At 66.6% G+C, this 15,680-nt stretch carries 13 protein-coding genes and 1 riboswitch; of the genes, 5 read left to right on the top strand and 8 right to left on the bottom strand.

Translation table 11 applies throughout. From position 1 onward, the window contains the following. Positions 1-321: 321 nt before the first annotated feature. The 8 genes from LCH97_RS05380 to LCH97_RS05345 form a co-directional block, all read right to left on the bottom strand. Entirely contained in the window at positions 322-1,155 is an 834-nt protein-coding gene (locus LCH97_RS05380; protein WP_227303863.1) for an ABC transporter substrate-binding protein, read from the bottom strand. Then, the gene (locus LCH97_RS05375; protein ID WP_227303861.1) at positions 1,152-2,048 is read right to left on the bottom strand and encodes a cobalamin-binding protein; all 897 of its coding nucleotides are present in this window, start codon (positions 2,046-2,048) and stop codon (positions 1,152-1,154) included. Before LCH97_RS05375 ends, LCH97_RS05380 begins: the two co-directional genes overlap by 4 nt. Next, entirely contained in the window at positions 2,045-3,055 is a 1,011-nt protein-coding gene (gene cobD, locus LCH97_RS05370) for a threonine-phosphate decarboxylase CobD (protein WP_227303859.1), read from the bottom strand. Before cobD ends, LCH97_RS05375 begins: the two co-directional genes overlap by 4 nt. Beyond that, the gene (gene cbiB, locus LCH97_RS05365) at positions 3,052-3,951 is read right to left on the bottom strand and encodes an adenosylcobinamide-phosphate synthase CbiB (RefSeq protein WP_227303857.1); all 900 of its coding nucleotides are present in this window, start codon (positions 3,949-3,951) and stop codon (positions 3,052-3,054) included. Before cbiB ends, cobD begins: the two co-directional genes overlap by 4 nt. After that, on the bottom strand, positions 3,945-5,240 hold the full coding sequence (locus LCH97_RS05360; RefSeq protein WP_227303854.1) for a cobyrinate a,c-diamide synthase: 1,296 nt from the start codon (positions 5,238-5,240) through the stop codon (positions 3,945-3,947). The genes cbiB and LCH97_RS05360 overlap by 7 nt, the downstream gene beginning before the upstream one ends. Before the next feature lie 386 nt (positions 5,241-5,626). Further along, positions 5,627-6,244, bottom strand: a complete 618-nt coding sequence (cobO, locus tag LCH97_RS05355) for a cob(I)yrinic acid a,c-diamide adenosyltransferase (protein WP_227303852.1) — start codon at positions 6,242-6,244, stop codon at positions 5,627-5,629. Next, positions 6,241-6,993 (bottom strand): ABC transporter ATP-binding protein, encoded by a 753-nt coding sequence (locus LCH97_RS05350; RefSeq protein WP_227303850.1) that lies wholly within the window; start codon positions 6,991-6,993, stop codon positions 6,241-6,243. The genes cobO and LCH97_RS05350 overlap by 4 nt, the downstream gene beginning before the upstream one ends. After that, entirely contained in the window at positions 6,990-8,015 is a 1,026-nt protein-coding gene (locus LCH97_RS05345) for an iron ABC transporter permease (RefSeq protein WP_227305270.1), read from the bottom strand. The genes LCH97_RS05350 and LCH97_RS05345 overlap by 4 nt, the downstream gene beginning before the upstream one ends. Positions 8,016-8,119: 104 nt before the next feature. Then, positions 8,120-8,326: riboswitch (cobalamin riboswitch) on the bottom strand. 127 nt (positions 8,327-8,453) lie between these two features. Between LCH97_RS05345 and LCH97_RS05340 the strand changes: the two genes are divergently transcribed. The 5 genes from LCH97_RS05340 (at position 8,454) to LCH97_RS05320 (ending at position 15,638) form a co-directional block, all read left to right on the top strand. After that, positions 8,454-9,032 (top strand): alpha/beta hydrolase, encoded by a 579-nt coding sequence (locus LCH97_RS05340; protein ID WP_227303848.1) that lies wholly within the window; start codon positions 8,454-8,456, stop codon positions 9,030-9,032. A gap of 100 nt (positions 9,033-9,132) precedes the next feature. Next, the gene (locus tag LCH97_RS05335; RefSeq protein ID WP_227303846.1) at positions 9,133-10,512 is read left to right on the top strand and encodes a PepSY domain-containing protein; all 1,380 of its coding nucleotides are present in this window, start codon (positions 9,133-9,135) and stop codon (positions 10,510-10,512) included. A 127-nt stretch (positions 10,513-10,639) separates the two neighbouring features. Next, positions 10,640-11,752: a Card1-like endonuclease domain-containing protein gene (locus LCH97_RS05330; RefSeq protein ID WP_227303844.1), complete on the top strand. Its 1,113-nt coding sequence runs from the start codon at positions 10,640-10,642 to the stop codon at positions 11,750-11,752. Positions 11,753-11,919: 167 nt separating this feature from the next. After that, positions 11,920-12,819, top strand: coding sequence for an ABC transporter substrate-binding protein (locus LCH97_RS05325; protein ID WP_227303842.1), 900 nt, complete (start codon positions 11,920-11,922; stop codon positions 12,817-12,819). Then, positions 12,819-15,638 carry a bifunctional diguanylate cyclase/phosphodiesterase gene (locus LCH97_RS05320; protein WP_227303840.1) on the top strand — a complete coding sequence of 940 codons (2,820 nt, stop codon included), beginning with the start codon at positions 12,819-12,821 and terminating at the stop codon, positions 15,636-15,638. Before LCH97_RS05325 ends, LCH97_RS05320 begins: the two co-directional genes overlap by 1 nt. Positions 15,639-15,680 lie beyond the last annotated feature (42 nt).

Genomic DNA, 15,680 nt, shown 5'->3' with positions numbered 1-15,680 from the left:
AGTAAAACGGGTGGCTTGGGCTGCCAAAGCCATCACCGTAGCGCTACTGCCATCGCAAACCGTTTCAGGCTCAAGTGAGGGCGTACACGGTTTTCATCTTTTTTTGTGCGTTTCGTGGGGTTTGTATCCAAAGGCATTAGCCACGAAACCCACCAAAGAACACAAAAATAAAACGCCAGGCTTGGCTTGCCAGTGCCATGGCACACAGCTGTGCCGCAACGGAAACCGCCTCAGGCAGATGCCTGGGTAGGTATGGCGCTTATTCCTTTTCGTGTTTTTCGTGGCCGAGCTGTTACTCGCAGCCTCGTGGCCAAAGCGCGGTTAGCCGGCGCGGTCTTCGTGCCACTGGCGAATCAGCGCCTGCAGCTGCGGCAGTCCACGCGTAATCAGCGTGGGGCCGGGTGCCAGGATGTCAGCCGACTTGATCTCGATGATATGGCCGCGTTCGGCGTTGCGCACCGCGGGTACGTGCTGCCAGCCGTCGCGCTCCAGTACCGTTTCGGGGCGGAAGCGCTTGCCGCACCAGCTGCCTACCATCAGGTCCGGCTGGCGGTCTACCACGGTTTGCGGGTCGGCCACGATGCGTTCCTTGGCGCGGGCGTGGCCGGCCAGCTCGGCAAAGGCGTCGCGGCCGCCGGCCAGCGCGATCAGCTCGCCCACCCAGCCGATGCCGCTGATGATGGGGTCGTGCCATTCCTCGAAATACACCAGCGGGCGGGGCAGGCCGGCGGCGTCGCGGGCGGCGGTTTCCAGGCGGGCGGCGCTGATCTGGCCTTCCAGCTGCTCGCACAGCAGCTCGGCGGCGTGGCGGCGGCCGGTAAGGCTGCCCAGCACGCGCACCATGCGCAGCACGCCGTCTACGCTGTGGTGGTTGAAGTGCAGGATGTCCACGCCGGCTTCTGCCACTTCTTTGAGCATGTCGCTTTGCAGGCTGGAGTAGCCCACCACCAGGTCGGGTTCTACCGCCAGGATTTTTTCCAGCTTGCCGCTGGAAAAACCGCTGATCTTGGGCTTTTGCTGGCGTGCCTCGGGCGGGTAGACGGTAAAGCCGGAAATGCCGGCCACCAGGTCTTCGGCACCCAGCAGGTACAGGGTTTCCACTGCCTCGGTGCACAGGCAGGCAATGCGGTGGTAATGCGGTGTGGTGTGGATCATGGGTTCACTTTCGCGTACACCGCCCGTGCCGCGTCCAGGCTGCGGCACACGGCGCGGGTGCCTTGCAGAAAGCGCGGGGTGGGGCGGTTGAGGATGTCACTGTCGATCTGGTATTGCTGCTTGTACTGCACGGCGGCAATGGCGTTGATGCCGGCCCAGCGCGCCTGCAGGTCGTCTTGCTTTTTCATGCCGGCGGCCAGCATCACCTGCGGGTTGGCCGCAATCACCGACTCCTCACTCACCACCGGGGCAGGTATCGGCAGCTGGGCAAAAATGTTCTGGCCGCCGCACAGCTCGATGGCGTCGTTCACGATGTGCTGGCCGCTTAGCGTGTACAGCGGCTTGTGCCACACCTGGTAGAACACGCGCAGCTTGGGCTTGCCGGCGTACTGGCGGCGCAGCGCGGCCAGCTCGGTATCAAACTGCCGTGCGCTTTGCTCGGCTACGGCACTGCTGCCCAGCAGCGTGCCCAGCTTGCGCAGGCTGGCGGGGATGTCGGCCAGGTGTTTGGGCTCGCTGTAATACATGGGGATGCCCAGCGCCCTGAGCTGCGCCAGCTGTTTTTCGGCCGGGCCGTGCAGCCACACAATCATCAGATCCGGCTTGGCGGCAATCACGCGTTCAATATCGATACCGCGAAAGCTGCCCACCTGTGGCAGCGCCTGCGCGGCGGGCGGGTAGTTGCTGTTGGCGTCGGCGGCAATCAGCCGGCTGCCGCCGCCAGCGGCGTAGATCAGCTCGGTAACGTGCGGTGCCAGGCTGATCACGCGTTTGGCCGGGGCGGGCAGGGTGAGCGTTTGACCCTGGTCGTCGGTGACGGTGATGGGTGCCGCGCTGGCGGGGGTGGCAGACAGCGCCAGCGTGCAGGCCAGGGCGAGGGCAATGGGTTTCATAGGGTGTCCGGTGCAAAGCTGGCCAGCGCGGCGGCCAGGCGCTGCCAGTGCGCCTCGCTGGCGGGCAGCCCCAGGCGGAAGCGGGGCTGCGGGTCGGTAAACAGGCGGCACCAGATGCGGTGCCGCGCCAGGTGCTGTTGCAAGGCGGCGGCCTGCTCGTAGGCGCCACCAGCAAACAGCAGGCAGCCGTCGGCCGGCAGGCTGTACGCCTGCAGCAAGGCCATCAAGCGGGCATGCCCTGCGGCCAACTGCTGCTGTGCTGCGGCCTGCCAGGCACGGTCGGCCAGCGCGGCGGTGGCGATGCGTGCCACCGGCGCGGGGATGGTCCACGGCCCCAGCTCGTCGTCCAGCGCCTGCAGGATGTCGCCAGCGGCGGCGACAAAACCCAGCCGCAAGCCAGCCAGGCCAAAGAACTTGCCGGGGCTGCGCAGCACCACCAGGCCGGGCTGCGTGGCGGCGTGGGCGGTGACCGACAGCGCGGGCGTCACGTCGGCAAACGCTTCGTCCACCACCAGCCAGCCGCCGCGCGCGGCTTGCGCCGCCGCCATGGCTAGCACGGCTTGTTGCGGCCAACGTTGGCCACTGGGGTTGTCCGGGTTGCACAGGATCAGCACGTCCACCTGGCCGGCCTGTGCGGCCAGCTCGGCGTGCTGGTGGCGGCTTACCTGGTGCCCGGCGCGCGCCCAGCGCCAGCCGTGTTCGGCGTAGCTGGGGTGGGCTACCGCCACGCTGCCAGGGGCGCGCAGCCGTGGCAGCGCCTGGATGGCGGCCTGGCTGCCGGCCACCGGCAACAGCTTGGCCGCACCGTAGTAGGCGCAGGCGGCGGTGTGCAGTGCGGCGTCCGGCTGCGGCAGCGTGTACCACAGCGCTGGGTCGGTGGCCGGGGCCGGGTAGGGCTGCGGGTTCAGCGCGGCGGACAGGTCCAGCCATTGCTCGGGCGTGCCGCCAAAGCGGGCGACGGCTTGCAGCAGGTTGCCACCGTGCACGGGGCGCAGGGCGGTACTCATAGCGGCAGCGCCAGCAGCAGCCACAGCACGATGGCGCGGTCCATCAATTGCGCGGCGCGGCGGATGTCGCCGGCGCGCGGGTGCTGGCCTGCACCCAGCTGCGGCCGCGCTTCCAGCTGGCCGTGGTAGACGGCTGCGCCACCCAGCTGCACGCCCAGCGCACCGGCGCCGGCAGCCATCACCGGGCCGGCGTTGGGGCTGTCCCACTGCGGTGCTTGCTGGCGCCAGCAGGCCAGCGCCAGCCGGGTGTTGCCGGCTAGGGCGTAGGCCAGTGCTGTGAGGCGCGACGGCACGTAGCCCAGCACGTCGTCGGCGCGGGCGGCGGTTTTGCCAAAGCGCTCGAAGCGCGCGTTACGGTAGCCCCACATCGCGTCCAGCGTGTTGGCCAGGCGGTAGGCCAGCGCGGCCGGCGCACCACCCACGGCAAACCAGAACAGCGCGCCGAACACGGCGTCGTGGCCGTTTTCCAGCAGCGACTCGGTGGCAGCGCGGGTAATGGCGCTGTCGTCTGCCTGGCTGAGGTCGCGGCTGACAATGCGCGCGGTCAGCGCCCGCGCCTCGGCCAGCTTGCCTTGCAGCAGCGCGTCGGCAATGGGGCGGGTGTGCTCGATCAGGCTCTGGCGGCCCAGGGTAAAGTACAGCACCGCCACGCTGAGGATGCCGGCGGCCAGCGCGGGCAGCTGTGCCAGCCCCCAGGCCAGCAGCAGTGGTAGCGGCAGCACCAGCAGTGCCCACGCCACGGCACCACGCAGCAGGCGGCAGCGGCCGGCGTTAAGCCGTTTTTCCAGCCAGTTGGCCGCGCGGCCAAAGCCCACCAGCGGGTGATAGCGCGTGGGCTCGCCCAGTGCGCGGTCGGCCAGCAGGCCGGCGGCCAGCAGCAGGCTGGTGCTCAGCATGCGGCCTCCGGCAGGAACAGCGCTGCTGCGGCGGCGGGCTGGCTGGCAAAGTAGGCGTGGAAGTAGCTGGCCTGCACGCTGCCGTGGCGGTACACCACCTCGCCCGGGCTACCACCGGCCTTGCGCTGGCAGGTGGCGGCAGCGGGCAGCGGGGTGTCGAACTGCGAGTAATGGAAGGTGTGGCCGCGCAGCTCGCCGGCAGGGTGCGGCCAACCCTGGCTGCCCAGCCCGGCCAGTTTGGCGGTCATGCGTACGCTACCGGGCAGCACGCCGGCCATGCGGTGTGCCTGGCCCTGGCCATCGTGCAGCTGTTCGGTTAGCGCCATCATGCCGCCGCATTCGGCCCACACCGGCTTGCCGCCAGCGGCAAAGGCCTGCACGCTGGCCAGCCAGCGGGTGTTGGCCGCCAGCGTGGCGCCGTGCAGCTCGGGGTAGCCGCCGGGCAGCCACAGCGCGTCGGCGTCGGCCGGAATGGCCTCGTCAGCCAGCGGCGAAAAGGTGGCGATGCGCGCGCCCATGCCCTGCAGCGTGCGCAGGTTGGCCGCATAGACAAAGGCAAACGCGGCGTCGTGCGCCACAGCGATGGTTTTGCCGGCCAGCAGCGGCGGCAGCGTGGCCATGGGGGCAGTCTCGGGTGCAAAGTCGGGCAGCGCAGCCAGCACGGCGTGGTCCAGCTGCAGCGCGTCGGCCAGTGCGTCCAGGCGCGCGGCCAGGTCGGGCAGGTCGCTGGGCAGGTGCAGGCCGAGGTGGCGTTCCGGCAGCGATTCGGCCTGGCGCGGCAGGCAGCCCACCACTGGCAGGTCTGGCGTGCCGCAGGCGCGGATCATGTCGGCGTGGCCGCTACTGGCCACGCGGTTGGCCAGCAGGCCGGCCCACGGCAGCTGGCCGTGGTCGCGCAGGCCGCGGGCAATGGCCAGCGCGGTGCCCACCATGGCGCTGCAGTCCAGCACGGCCAGTACCGGCACGCCAAACTGTTTTGCCAGGTCGGCGCTGGACGGCTGGCCATCGTACAGGCCCATCACGCCTTCGATCAGTACGTAGTCCACCTCGGCGGCGGCTTGCGCCAGCAGGCTGTGGCACTGCGCTTCGGTACACATCCACAGGTCCAGCACGTCTACCGTGCTGCCGCTGGCGGCGGCCAGCAGCAGCGGGTCGATGAAGTCCGGCCCGGTCTTGAACACGCGCACGCGGTAGCCGTCGCGCACCAGACGGCGCGCCAGCGCGGCGGTAACGGTGGTCTTGCCCTGGCCGGAGGCGATGGCGGATAGCAAAAGGGCTTTGCAGCTCATGGGGTTTTCTTTATTTGGTTTTTGGCCGCGAAACCCACGAAAGGGCACGAACAAAAGCCTGCGATTGGCTGCTTTGGGGCCGAGACATTTTCGGTGTCATCAAGGCCGGCTGGCCATGGCAATCGGCGGTTTTGTTTTTGTGTGCTTTCGTATCTTTCGTGGCTAGCGGGTTTTGTCCTGATATTTACCTAGCCAAGCCGTGGGGCAGGGCGGAAACCATTTTTGCCACGAAAACCACGAAAAGCCACGAACAAAATCTGCTACTGACTGCTTTTGGGCTTGGACATTTTCGGTGTCATCAAGGCCTGCTGGCCATGGCAATCGGCAGTTTTGTTTTTGTGTTGTTTCGTGGCTTTCGTGGCCAATAGGTTTCAGGTTTGCCGCGCCTACCACTCCACGCCGGGCTGGGCGGCGATGCCGGCGGCGAAGGCGTGCTTCACCAGCGTCATGTCGGTGACGGTATCGGCGGCTTCTACCACCGCGTCCGGTACGCCACGGCCGGTGACGATCACGTGCTGGTGCAGCGGGCGCGCCAGGATGTCGTCCAGCACCTGGTCTACGTCCAGGTATTTGTATTTCAACGCGATGTTCAGCTCGTCCAGCAGCACCAGGCCGATGGCCGGGTCTTGCAGCATCTCGCGTGCCTTGGCCCAGGCTTCGGTGGCGCGCGCTACGTCGCGCTCGCGGTCTTGCGTATTCCAGGTGTAGCCCTCGCCCATGGCGTGGAACTGCACCTGCTCAGGGAAGCGGCGCAGGAAGCGTTCCTCGCCGGTTTCCATCGCGCCCTTGATGAATTGCACCACGCCTACCTGCATGTCGTGGCCCAGCGCGCGCATCACCATGCCCAGGCCGCTGGAGCTTTTGCCCTTGCCGTTGCCGGCGTTGACGATAAACACGCCGCGGTGCTCGTCGGCGGCGGCAATGCGGGCGTCCATGATTTCTTTTTTGCGTGCCATGCGGGCGTTGTGGCGCTCGGTGCGGCCTTGGTCGTCGGTGTGGCTCATGTGGTGTGTCCGGGTAAAAAGCAGGGGTGGCCTGCGTGGGTGATGCGGGTCAGCGGGTAGCCCAGTACCTGCGCCAGGTGGGTGGCGCCAAGCTGGGCCAGCGTGTGCTGGCTATGGCCGCCAGCACCGTCCAGCAGCAGGGCGTGGCTGGCGATGGCGGGGGCAAACTGCAGGTCGTGGCTTACGACCACCACGGCTTTGCCATCGGCCTGCCAGCGGCGTATTTGTTCTTGCAGGGCGGCCTGGTGCGCCAGGTCCAGCGAATTGGTGGGCTCGTCCAGCAGCAGCAGCGGGGCATCCTGTGCCATCACGCTGGCCAGCGCCACGCGCTGGCGTTCGCCGCCGGATAGTGCCTGCAGCGGGCGCTCGGCCAGGCGTGCCAGGTCGAAGGCGTTCAGCGCGGCGGCAATGCGGCCGGGGTTGTGGCCGTCGTCCGGCCACGGGTAGCGCGCGGCGGCTACCGCGTCGATCACGGCGTAGTCGAAGGCGTCGTGGCTGGCTTGCGGCAGCAGCGCCAGGCGCTGGGCGCGCAGGCGCGGCGCGGTGCTGCCTAAAGGTTGGCCGCACAGGCTGATGCTGCCCTGCGCCGGGGCGCGCAGCCCGGCCAGCGTGGCCAGTAGCGTGCTTTTGCCGCAGCCGTTGCGCCCGGCGATCCACCATACTTCGCCCGCCTGTACCTGCCAGCCCAGCTGGTGCAGCAGGTGGCGCTGGCCTTGCAAAATACTGAGTTTGTCTGCGTGCAGCATCATGCCAGCCTCCGGCGCGTGCGCGACAGCTGCCAGAACAGTACCGGCACGCCCAGCAGCGCGGTAAGAATGCCCACCGGCAGCTGCATCGGGGCTACCACGGTGCGTGCCAGGGTGTCGGCCAGTACCAGCAGGCTGGCACCGCTCAGGATGGAGGCGGGGATCAGCAGGCGCAGGTTGGGCCCGCACACCAGGCGGCAGGCGTGCGGCACCATCAGGCCGACAAAGCCGATGCTGCCGCCCTGGCTGACGGCGGTGGCAGTCAGGCTGGCCGACAGCAGTAGCAGCAAGCGGCGCAGGTGCGCCAGCGGCACGCCCAGCGTGGCGGCGTGGTCGCCGTGCAGCGCCAGCAGGTTGATGGCAGGCGCCTGCCACCAGGCCAGCAGCATGGCCGGCAGCATTACCAGCCACGGCCACGGCCGCAGCGGCGTGCCGGAAATGTCGCCCACCAGCCAGAACACCATGCCGCGCAGCTGGTTGTCCTGGGCGATGGTCAGCAGCAGCGAAATCACCGCGCCGCAGGCGGTAGACAGCAGCGCGCCGGTCAGCAGCAGCAATACGGTGCCGCTGCTGCGGCCAAAGTCGCGCCGCGCCAGCCAGAACAGCACGCCGGACAGTGCCAGCGCACCGGCTACCGCAGCCAGGTCTACCTGCCACACGGCCAGCCCCAGCCATAGCGCCAGCAGCGCGCCCACCGATGCCCCGCCGGACACGCCCATTACGTAGGGGTCGGCCAGGGGGTTGCGCAGCAGCGATTGCATCAGCAGGCCGGCCAGCGCCAGTGCGGCACCGGTAATCCAGGCGGTAAGGGCGCGTTCCAGCCGCAGCTGCAGCAGGGTAGTGGCCAGCGCATCACCCTGGCCCTGCAGGGCTTGCCAAATCTGGCCTGGCCCTAGCGCCACGCTGCCGCTGGCGCAGGCCAGCAGCAAGGTGGCCAGGCTAATGCCCAGCAGCAGGGCCAGCAGGGTGGCCGGTGGCAGGCGTAGCGCGGGGTGGGTGGGGCGCTGAGGTGAAATAGAAGGCATGGGCTGCACGGTGTTTCCGGTGTACAGCGGGGGGCGGGCGGGCAGAGGGCTGGCCGCATGCCGCCCTCCGCAGCATGGTAAAGCGTGCCGCCAGGCTATCTGGCGGCACGCAGCGTGGCCTGGGCCGGTATCCGGGCTGGTTTCGCCGCTGGCCCGCCTTCCCGTACCGGCAGGTACAGTGGCGCAGGGGCCGGGCAGCTGCGCGGGGCAGCCAGATGAAACACACCGTTGCGGGGGCAGCACAGCTTGGGGCTGTTTCCCGTTTAACTTGCCGGCCGAGCCGGGCAAGCACCTAGGCAGCGGCAATTTTACCAGATCGGGCGCGCTGGCTTGGGGCGTTTATATTGCCATGAGAAATAAAAAAACAATAAATCAGTATTTTTGGAAATATAAAAGCCCTGCTAAGGTAAGGCAAATGACATTGGCAGGAGCTGCGGCATGGCACACGATTTTTCCGGTTTCGACTTCATCATCCAGCCGGGCTGGAACAACTCCGGCCCAGAACACTGGCAAAGCCACTGGCAGCAGCTGCTGGGCGCGCAGCGCGTGGCCAACCACGAATGGCACGCCCCGCAGCTGGGCGACTGGCTGGCGGCGCTGGACGCGGCCGTCGATGCGGCCACGCAACCGGTGGTGGTAATCGCCCACAGCCTGGGCTGTGCCACGGTGGCGCACTACGCCGCGCGCTACGGCAACAAACTGGCCGGCGCACTATTGGTGGCCCCGGCCGATGTCGAGCGAGCCAGCGCCCCGGCCCAACTGCAGCCGTTTGCCCCGCTGCCGCAGGCCGCGCTACCGTTTGCCGCCCGCGTGGTGGCCAGCGATAACGACCCGTTCAGCCTGCCGCTGCGCAGCGCACGCATGGCAGCGTTGTGGCAGGCGCCGCTGGTGTGGCTGCGTGGGGCAGGGCATATCAATGTGGCGTCCGGCCATACGCAGTGGGAAGACGGCCTGGCCGAGCTGGCCGCCTTGCTGGATGGCATCCGAGCTGCCGGCGTGGCTGTGCGCAGTGCCTGAACGCGACGATTTGCCGCCTGCGGCATAGTGTCGCACAGCCTTGTGGCGTGTGCGGCCAACCCTAACAATGCCGGCCTTCACCCTCCACGCGAGACTGACCATGGCCGTTGTTGCCGACAAGAAAACCCCCCGCTATTACACGGTGGCCTGGCGCTGGCATTTTTATGCCGGCTTGCTGGTAGCCCCGTTCATGATCATGCTGGCCATTACCGGCATGATTTACCTGTTCAAGCCGCAGCTGGACCAGCTGATGTACGGCAATCTGCTGAACGTCCCCGCAGCCAGTACCCCCGCGCACCCGGCCGACCACCTGGTGGTGGCGGTGAAGGCGCAATACCCTGGTGCCAGCGTGCTGCGTTACCAGCCGCCTGCGGCTGCCGACGCCAGCGCCAAGGTCATCATCAAGACCGCTGACGCCAAGCTGGGCGTGTACGTAGACCCCTACCAGGGCACCGTATTGGGCGCGCTGGACGAAAACAATAATCTGCAAACTATCGTACTGAAGCTGCACGGCGAGCTGCTGATCGGTAAAAACGGCGACCTGCTGGTGGAGCTGGCCACCAGCTGGACGCTGGTGTTGCTGGTATCCGGCCTGTACCTGTGGTGGCCGCGTGGCCGCGGCAAACTGGCGGTATTCTGGCCGCGCCTGAATGCCGGTGGCCGCGCCTTCTGGCGTGACATCCACGCCGTTACCGGCTTCTGGGGCGCCATCTTCTTGCTGTTCATGCTGTTGTCCGGGCTGACCTGGACCGGCTACTGGGGCGAGAAATTTGCGGCGGTGTGGAGCCAGTTCCCGGCGCAGATGTGGGACGACGTGCCCAAGTCGGACAAGAAAGCCATCAGCCTGAACAGCACCGAAGAGAAAATCGTGCCGTGGGCGGTAGAGCCTAGCCCGCTGCCCAAGTCCACCGACCCGCACGCGGCGCACAAAGGCGCCGTGCCGCAGGCTGCCACGCCGCAGATCGCGCTGCAGCAGGTAGTGGATACCGCCCGCGCCCGTGGCGTGGTGCCGGGTTACAACATTGCGCTGCCGGACGGTGACGAAGGCGTGTTTACCGTATCGGTATTCCCGAACGATCCGCGTAACGAAGCCACGCTGCATATCGACCAGTACAGCGGCAAGGTGCTGGCGGACATCCGCTTCAAGGACTACGCGCTGGTGCCCAAGGCGGTGGAGTTTGGCGTGGTGATCCACGAAGGCAAGTTCTTTGGCTTGGCCAATCAGCTGCTGATGGCGGCCATCTGCCTGCTGGTACTGGTGAGCAGCATCAGCGGCCTGGTGATGTGGTGGCTGCGCAAGCCGGCGGGCCGCCTGGGCGCGCCCGTCGACGCACCGGATACCCCGCTGTGGAAAGGCGCGCTCTTGATCATGCTGGCGCTGGGTCTGGCTTTCCCGCTGGTAGGCATGTCGTTTATTGCCATTCTGGCGCTGGACTGGCTGCTGCTGCGCCGCGTGCCGGCGCTGGCTTTCCTGCGCTAAACCACCTGTACGGCTGGTGTTGCGGCCAACCCCCTGTCTTGTGCGGCAGGGGGTTTTGCTTTTGGCAGGCTTGGCCGTAGGCCCCTGGCGTGGCTAAGATGCTGCCATCTGTTACCGAGGCTTTGCCATGCACCTGCTGGCTTTTGTAAACCGCGTAGAAAGCGACATCATCACCCCGGCGCTGGATCGCCGCTTTGGCGTAAGCCAGGTCAGCTTGCTGTGCCACCGCAGCGAGCTGGGGCTGGCCACCGATATCGCCGGCGTGTGCCGCAGCCTGCACTTGCCGGCCAATGTGGTGACGCTGGTGGCCGATACCCAGCCGCTGGCGCTGCGCCAGCAGTTGGCCGCATTGGCGCAGGGCGCGGTGGCTTTCAATATCAGCGCCGCCTCGCCGGTGCAGGCGGCGCTGGCCTACGACCTGGCGCGTGAGCGCCAGCTGCCGCTGCTGAGCATCGCCCCGCACAGCGACCGCCTGATCTGGCTGCTGGGCGGCGAGCATACCGGCCTGCGCACCGGCAGCGATATTGCCGATGGCCTGACGCTGGCGGCGTACTTTGCGCTGTACGGCAGCCGCATCGAGCATATTCACTACCGGCTGGCGCAGCGCCCGCAGCGGCTGGAGGCGCTGGCGGCCGGGCTGGCCGCGCTGGCGGTGCAGCGCCCGGCGGCGCTATCGCTGCTGAACCGCTTGTGCAATGACCTGGACGCCCGCCAGTTCAGCCGCCACCCGCTGCCGCATGGCGAACGGGCCTTGCGCCACTGGCTGGCCGGCTGCGGGCTGGTAGATATCGACCAGGCCGGCCACGTGCGTTGCCACGACGCGTCGGCACGCTTTTTTCTGGGCGGTGGCTGGCTGGAAGTATGGCTGCTGTCGCAGGTGGCGGCGCTGCAGCCCACCTTGCCCATCAGCGATGCAGCGGTGGGGGTGAAAGTGGTGCACGACGGGGTGGCCAACGAGTACGACGTGGCTATCTTGTGCAATAACCAGCTCTATCTGGTGGAGTGCAAAACCACCGCGCCCACCGCGCTGCACCAGCGTGGCATCGGGCTGGATAACCTGTTCAAGCTCGATAGCGCCGCCAGCCTGGGTGGCCTGCACGCCCGTGCCATGCTGGCCACGCTGTACCCGGCTACCGAAAGCGAAGCGGCCCGCGCGCAGGCGCAGGGCATTGCCTTGTTATCCGGCCCGGCGCTGGCTCACGCCCAGCCCGTTTTGCGCCAATGGCTACACACTGGGTAATGCATGGATGATATGGCGCAGTCTTTGCTGCGATACCTATAAAAACATGGTGGTTATTAAGTATGATTTACTAGATACCCACTTGTTTTGGCCGTATGAACCTCCACCCGCCCCATTCTTTCCCCCTTAGCCGACGCCATGTGCTGCAGGCCGGCCTGGCGATGGCATTGACTGCTTGCCAAGCGCCAGAGCCATTGCTGCGCATCGGTAGTAATGGCTGGCCCGGCTATCTGTTTATTACCTGGGCGGCAGATGACCAGGTGCTGGATCATAAGCAAGTGCGTCTGCTGCAAATCAGCTCGTCTACCAGCAGCCTGCGGGCGCTCAGTGCCGGCATGCTGGACGGCGCTTGCCTGACGCTGGATGAGGTCATCAGTGCCTTGGCCGAAGGCATTCCGCTGAAAGTGATTGCCGTGCTGGACGTGTCGCACGGCGGCGATGTGGTGCTGGGCCGGGGCGCAGTCACCAGCCTGGGCCAGCTGGCCGGGCGGCGTATCGGCGTGGAAGGCAGCGCGGTGGGCGCGGTAATGCTGGACGCCATGTTGCAGCGCGCCGGCCTTACCCGTGCGCAGGTGATTCCTGTGCCTGTTTTGCTGGACCAGCACGAGGCGGCTTTTGACAGCGGCAGCATCGATGCGTTGGTTACCATGGAGCCGCAGGCCAGCCGCTTGCGCAAGCGGGGAGCGCGCACGCTGTTCAGTAGTGCCGATATTCCCGGGCGTATCGTGGATGTGCTGGCTGTGCGCGAGGATGTGCTGGGTGTGGCCAGCCAGGCCTTGCAGGCCTTGGTAAACAGCCATTTTGCCATGCTGGAAAAGTTCGGCCGCCAGCGTAGCGAGGCTTACACCTATATGGCGGCGCAGATGGGGGTAAGCCAGGCCGAGCTGGCACCGATTTTTGCCGGCCTGCGCCTGCCCGGGCGGCAGGAAAACCTGCACTGGCTGGGCGGGCGGCTGGATGAAGAAGCCCGCAACCTGGCCAATGTGATGTCGCGTGCCGGCCTGCTACCAAGGCCGGTGCAGCTGGGCAGGCTGGCCGTGGCAGATTTCGTTGAAAGGGGGGCGTAATGCGGTTCTCCCTGAAAACCCTGCTGCCCATGGTGGTGCTGTTCTTCCTGCTGCTTACCATGGCCGGTGCCTACGGTGTGGCCGAGGAAGGGCGCAGGCAGCAAGCTTTCCGCGATGTCAGCCTGGTGGCACAGAAAGACGCCTACCACCTGCTGCAGGAGCTGGCCTTGTCCGGCCCGCTGCGCATCAACGAAGAACTGATGTTGCTGGCTACCGATGCCCGCCTGGCGCAAGCCGTGGTGGCCAATAGCCGTGGGCTGATCGCGCATGCGATGAAGCAGCAGGACGTTGGCCGCAGCATCGATACCCTGCCGGGCTTGCCTGCCGGGCTACTACAACAGGCCTGGCAGCATAGCCTGGCCGTTCTGCACCCCGATTACGACAAGCAATACCTGTATCTGGCGGTTTCGGTGCCGGACCAGGAAGAGCAAGAGCTGCGTGGTGCCCGCAAAGGCCTGGTGTTATTGGCCTACGACCTGGGGCCGCAGCTGGCCTTGGAGCGCAGCAAGCTGCAGCAAAGCTTTGTACTGCCCTGCGTCATGTTGTGTTGCCTGTTGCTGGTGTTGTATTTGCTGGTGTGGCTGTACGTGGCCCGCCCGCTGGCCAACTTGCAGGCGGCAGCCTTGCAGCTGGCGCAGCTGGGCCACGCCCCAACGCTGCCCTTGCAGGGCCTGAGCGAAACCCGGGCCGTGTGCGAAGCCTTCAATACCATGCAGCGGCAGCTGCAGCACACCCTGGGCGAGCTGGCCGAACGCGAGCGCAGCGCCAGCAACCTGGCCAAAGAGCAGCAGGCGCTGTTGCAGGCCATTCCCGACCTGCTGTTTGAACTGAGCGCCGACGGGCGCTACCTGCAAGTGTGGTCGCATACCGCCAGCGACAAGCTGGTGTCACCGCGCGAATACCTGCTGGGCAAGCACGTGCACGAGGCGATGCCGGCGGCGCAGGCGGCCATCATACAAAGCGTGATTGTCGAGGCGCTGTGTCACGGTGAGTCGGTAGGCAAGCAAATCATCCTGGCCTTGCCCGATGGCCCGCATCTGTTCGGGCTGTCGGCGGCACGCAAGGTAGCGGCCAACGGTAGCGAAACCTGCATCATGGTGTCGCGCGATATCACCCAGCGCCGCCGCGATGAAGAGGCGCTGGCCTTGTGGGCAAGGGTAATGGCCGCCACGCACAACGGCATTTTCATTACCGACGGCCAGCAGCGCATCGTCGAGGTGAATTCGGCGTTTACACGCATTACCGGCTACAGCCTGGACGATGTACGCGGCTTGCGCCCCAGCCTGCTGTCATCTGGCCGGCAAGACGACGCGTTCTATCAGCGCATGTGGCAAGACATCGATGCACACGGCTACTGGCAGGGCGAGATCTGGAACCGGCGCAAGGATGGCAGCGTGTTTCCCGAGTGGCAGTCCATTTCCAGCGTGCGTGGCGAAGACGGCCAGATCAGCCATTACATCAGTGTTTTCAGCGATATCAGCAGCCAGAAAGAGTCGGAAGCCTATATTCGCCGCCTGGCCTATTACGACAGCCTGACCGGCCTGGCCAACCGTGCCCTGCTGAGCGACCACGCCGGCCTGGCGCTGGCGGGTATGCGCAGCCATGGCACCACGCTGGCGTTGATGTTTATCGACCTGGACCGTTTCAAGAACATCAACGATACCCTGGGCCACAGCATAGGCGACCAGCTGCTGCTGGAGGTTGGCCGCAGGCTGGCCAGCTGCGTGCGCGAGCGCGATACGCTGTCGCGCCTGGGCGGCGACGAGTTCATCGTGCTACTGCCGGAAACCACCGGGCCGGAGGCCGCGCACTGGGCCGAGCGCGTGCTGCACACCCTGGGGCAACCGTACCGGATTGCCGGCTACGATATGGTGGTCACGCCCTCCATCGGCATTGCCATGGCGCCTACCGATGGCGATACGCTGGAGGCGCTGCTGCGCTGTGCCGACGCTGCCATGTACCGCGCCAAGGATGAGGGGCGCAATACCTTCCGTTTCTTTGCCCAGCACATGCAGCAGCGCACCATCAGCCGGCTCAAGCTGGAGTCCGACCTGCGCAGCGCACTGGACAACCAACAGCTGCTCTTGCACTACCAGCCGCAGTGCACGCTGGATGGCCAGCTGGTGGGGGTGGAGGCGCTGGTGCGCTGGCAGCACCCCACGCTGGGCATGGTGTCGCCGGGCGAGTTCATCCCGCTGGCCGAGGAAAGCGGCTTGATTGTGCCGCTAGGCGCATGGGTGATGTGCGAAGCCATCCGCCAGTTGGCCGCATGGCACGCCGCCGGGGTGGCGGTACCGCAGGTGGCCGTCAACTTGTCGGCGCTGCAGTTCCGCCAGCCCGGGCTGGTGCAGCAGGCGGCGCAGTACCTGGCCGACGCCGGTGTGGCCCCGGGCTGCCTGGAGCTGGAGCTGACCGAGAGCGTGGTACTGGACAGCCCCGACGATGCCTTGCTGGTGATGGAGCGCCTGCATGCGCTGGGCGTGCGCTTGTCGATAGATGACTTCGGCACCGGCTATTCTTCGCTGAACTACCTGCGCCGCTTCCCCATCGACCGGCTCAAGATAGACCGCAGCTTTATCCTCGACCTGGATAAAGACCCGCGTGGTGCGGCCATTATCGAAGCCATCATCAGCCTGTCGCGCTCGCTGGGCTTTGTCACCATTGCCGAAGGGGTGGAAACCGCCAGCCAGCTGGCCCAGCTGCGCGCGCTGCGCGCGCTGCGCTGTGACGAAGTGCAAGGCTTTTTCTACGGCAGGCCCATGGCGCCAGAGCAGTTGCTGGCCTGGCTGCAGCAGCGCGAGCAAACGGTAGCCGGCTAGGCTGTCGGCATGAAAAAGCCCGCCAGAGGCGGGCGTGGCAGG

The organism is Vogesella sp. XCS3 (assembly GCF_020616155.1).
In the GTDB taxonomy this organism is placed as follows: domain Bacteria; phylum Pseudomonadota; class Gammaproteobacteria; order Burkholderiales; family Chromobacteriaceae; genus Vogesella.
The sequence above is the reverse complement of the archived record's forward strand: the minus strand, read 5'-3'. Positions and strand labels throughout refer to the sequence as shown.

Coding starts and splice junctions, on each gene's coding strand:
- LCH97_RS05380 (WP_227303863.1), bottom strand. CDS start 1,155: ATGATCCACACCACACCGCATTACCACCGCATTGCCTGCCTGTGCACC.
- LCH97_RS05375 (WP_227303861.1), bottom strand. CDS start 2,048: ATGAAACCCATTGCCCTCGCCCTGGCCTGCACGCTGGCGCTGTCTGCC.
- cobD (WP_227303859.1), bottom strand. CDS start 3,055: ATGAGTACCGCCCTGCGCCCCGTGCACGGTGGCAACCTGCTGCAAGCC.
- cbiB (WP_227303857.1), bottom strand. CDS start 3,951: ATGCTGAGCACCAGCCTGCTGCTGGCCGCCGGCCTGCTGGCCGACCGC.
- LCH97_RS05360 (WP_227303854.1), bottom strand. CDS start 5,240: ATGAGCTGCAAAGCCCTTTTGCTATCCGCCATCGCCTCCGGCCAGGGC.
- cobO (WP_227303852.1), bottom strand. CDS start 6,244: ATGAGCCACACCGACGACCAAGGCCGCACCGAGCGCCACAACGCCCGC.
- LCH97_RS05350 (WP_227303850.1), bottom strand. CDS start 6,993: ATGATGCTGCACGCAGACAAACTCAGTATTTTGCAAGGCCAGCGCCAC.
- LCH97_RS05345 (WP_227305270.1), bottom strand. CDS start 8,015: ATGCCTTCTATTTCACCTCAGCGCCCCACCCACCCCGCGCTACGCCTG.
- LCH97_RS05340 (WP_227303848.1), top strand. CDS start 8,454: ATGGCACACGATTTTTCCGGTTTCGACTTCATCATCCAGCCGGGCTGG.
- LCH97_RS05335 (WP_227303846.1), top strand. CDS start 9,133: ATGGCCGTTGTTGCCGACAAGAAAACCCCCCGCTATTACACGGTGGCC.
- LCH97_RS05330 (WP_227303844.1), top strand. CDS start 10,640: ATGCACCTGCTGGCTTTTGTAAACCGCGTAGAAAGCGACATCATCACC.
- LCH97_RS05320 (WP_227303840.1), top strand. CDS start 12,819: ATGCGGTTCTCCCTGAAAACCCTGCTGCCCATGGTGGTGCTGTTCTTC.